The sequence below is a fragment of the Streptomyces sp. XM83C genome (genome assembly GCF_023072675.1).
Classification (GTDB): Bacteria; Actinomycetota; Actinomycetes; order Streptomycetales; family Streptomycetaceae; genus Streptomyces; species Streptomyces thermocoprophilus.
In genome coordinates this window covers 1-2,842 of record NZ_JALLGL010000488.1, presented here as the reverse complement: position 1 = coordinate 2,842, position 2,842 = coordinate 1, and the positions used below count along the sequence as shown (strand labels likewise).

2 protein-coding genes and 1 pseudogene are annotated in these 2,842 nt (G+C 73.0%); all 3 read right to left on the bottom strand.

Features of this window, described 5'->3' with window-relative positions; all coding sequences use genetic code 11:
• Nucleotides 1-197: 197 nt before the first annotated feature.
• A complete protein-coding gene (locus MTQ10_RS29595) occupies nucleotides 198-896 on the bottom strand; it encodes an LAETG motif-containing sortase-dependent surface protein (protein WP_247473497.1) in 699 nt (232 codons plus the stop codon).
• 469 nt (nucleotides 897-1,365) lie between these two features.
• Nucleotides 1,366-1,773 (bottom strand): VOC family protein, encoded by a 408-nt coding sequence (locus tag MTQ10_RS29590; protein ID WP_247473494.1) that lies wholly within the window; start codon nucleotides 1,771-1,773, stop codon nucleotides 1,366-1,368.
• A gap of 124 nt (nucleotides 1,774-1,897) precedes the next feature.
• Nucleotides 1,898-2,842 (bottom strand): annotated as a pseudogene (locus MTQ10_RS29585) (hypothetical protein); the annotation flags it as partial.

Below are 2,842 nucleotides of genomic sequence, written 5' to 3'. Positions count from 1 at the left end.
GGCCGCCGCAGCCCCCGGACCCCACCGGCAGCGGCGGTGCGCGTCGGTCCCGGTCCGATGAGCGGCGGTGCGTCGGCCCCGGTCCGGTGCGTGCATGGGAAGGGCCCGCCCTGGCCGGGCGGGCCCTCTTCGGTGCGTGTGCCGGTACCTCTACCGGTCTTTCTGCCGGTACCGGTGCCGGGTTCGGTGGTGGTGCGTCAGTTCTTGGCGCTGCGGCGGCGGAAGCCGAAGAAGACCGCGCCACCGCCGACCACGACCAGGGCCGCGGCGATACCGGCGATCAGGCCGGTGTTCGAGTTGGCACCGGTCTCGGCGAGGTTGGACTCACCGGCGGCCGGGGACGGGGCGTTGCTCGGGGCGGCCGGGGCCGGAGCGGTGCTGCTCTCGCTCGCGGACGGGGTCGGCTCCGGGGTCTTGGTCTCCGCCGGGGCGGAGGCGGACGGGGACGGAGCCGGGGCCGAGGAGCTAGGCGTGGCCGGCGGGGTGGACTCCTCGGTCTGGCAGCCCTTGGACGGAGTGGTCAGGTTCGGCTTGATGTCCTCGTCGACCTGGTTGCCGGCCTTGACGTGGATGCGGTAGGTCGCGTTCGGCTTCCAGTCCTCGGCGAAGGTGATGGTGACGCCCTGGCGGGAGCCCCGCACCTTCTGCTCGCCGACCTTCTTCTCGTCGGCGCCGTTGTTCTCGAGGAACACGGTGACGACGGCCTCGGTGCGGGAGGGGTCCTTGTCGGTGACGGTGATGACGCCCTTGTCACCGTCGCACTTGGCCTCGGCGGAGAACTCGGAGATGTTGCAGGCGAGCGCGTGGCCGGCGGTTCCGAGCGCGAGCGCGGCCGTGGCGGACGCGACACCGAGGATGCGCGCGGAACGGGCGGCTGTACGGCGGGTTATGGACACGTTTGTCCTTTACGTGTTGCAACTGAGGGGGGTTTGCGGGGAGTTGGCCACCGAAGAGCGCGCGGCAACAGCTCCCCCAGGAGACTCACAGGTCTATAAGCGCGCCGTAAGAGGTGTCAATGCATATGCCGGTCACGGTAGTTGCTTTTGCACTCTTATTAACTGCCGTGACGTTTCAACTCATCCGTAACCGCATCGATCCGGTCGCCGGGTGCCGCGACCGCTGGGCGGGTGGCAGGGGGAACGCCCACGTCGGGGGTGGTGTGAGGGTCCTGCGGTGCGTCAGATCCGTGGCTGGGACACGTACATGGGGGCTCGGGGCTCGGGGCGCCCGGCACAGGGCGCGGGGCGCGTGGTGCGGGGCATACGGCCGGGCGGGTGCCGCCGTCGTACGCGCACCCGCCCGTGTCTGCCTGCGCCGGCGGCCCGGTCTTCGACCGGCGTCGGCTCGGCCGTGTCCGCCGTGGGCTCAGCCCTCGATCGCCGCCGGGTCCATCCAGACGACCTCCCAGGTGTGGCCGTCGAGGTCGTCGAAGGCACGGCCGTACATGAAGCCGAGGTCCTGGGTCTTGCCGGTGAGGGAGCCGCCGAGGGAGAGGGCGCGGTCGACCAGTTCGTCCACCTTCTCGCGGGTCTCCGCGCTCAGCGCGATCATCACCTCGCTGGTCCGCTTGGCGTCGGAGATCTCCTTGTCGGTGAACGTCGAGTAGAACTCCTTCGTCAGCAGCATCGCCACGATCGTGTCGCTGATCACGACGGATGCGGCGTTCTCGTCGCTGAAGCGGGGGTCGATCGAGTAGCCGAGGCCGGTGAAGAACTCCTTGGAGGCGTTCAGGTCGGACACGGGCAGGTTCACGAAGATCATCTGCTGGTACATGGGGCCTCTCCCGTTCGGTGCCGGTGTCTGTGTCGTTGCTCGGTCTGTGGACCCCTTCGCGCGCCGAAAGTCATCGCGTGCCGGCGGACTTCTTCGGCTCGGGGGCGTACGGCTGTACGGCTGTTCAGTCGGTCAGGGGGAGGGCCGCCAGTTCCGCGACGATCAGTGTCAGCGGGCCGAAGACCGCCAGCAGTGCCGCCGCGCGCAGGGCCGCCGCGCTGCGCAGCATGCCCGCCGGTGCGCCCAGGCGCAGCAGGGCCGCCGTGGTGTCGGCGCGCAGTTGCCGTGTCTCGACGGCCGCGGTGAGGAGCGTGGCCACCGCGCAGCCGGCGACGACGATGCCGCCGAGCGTGGTGAGCGGGCCGAGGTCGCCGTCGGGGCGGAGGGTGGGCAGGGCGTACGCCGCCGAGGCGACCGCGCAGACGATGCCGAGGGGGCGGCCGATGCGGGAGGCCTCCGCCATCAGGACGCGGCCGGCGAGGAGGCGGAGGGCGCCGGGACGGGCCGTCTGGAGCAGCAGGCCGCACAGGTGGGTGAGGCCGGGGCCGGAGAGGGCCAGGCCGACGGCGGTGAGGACCCAGCCGGCCAGGAGGGCGGCAGGGCCGGTGCCGAGGCCGCCTGGGAGGTGGAGGGTGGTGGGGGTGGTCGTGCGCATCGCGTACGCCTCTGTTGCGAGGCCGGCGGCGAGGGTGGCGATGCCCCAGGGGAGGGCGGCGGTGGGGTTGGGCGTGCCCGGCCCGGCGGTGACGTGGCTGTCGGCCGGGTGCCGTGCGGTGCCGTGTGCTGTCGGCGCGCCGTCGGCCGGGTGGGGCCGGTGGCCCTGGGCCGTGCCGTGGCCGTCGGCTGTGGTTGCCGTGGGGTGGGTCGCGCCGTCCGGCGCCGGCGGGGTGCCGTCCGCGTCCACCCGTGCCGCCCCGGCGGCACGACTGCCCGCGGGCCGGCGGCTCGGCGCCCCGTCGGCCGGGTGCGTGCCGTGCGTGTCCGTGGCGGGTCGGCGGCCCGGCGCCTCGTCGGTGGTCGGCGTGCCGTTGCCTGCAACGGTCCCCGCCCCCGGTCGTCGCCCCCAGCC

Bases quoted from the DNA above. Each gene is read 5' to 3' on its own strand.
- MTQ10_RS29590 (WP_247473494.1), bottom strand. From the start codon at position 1,773: ATGTACCAGCAGATGATCTTCGTGAACCTGCCCGTGTCCGACCTGAAC.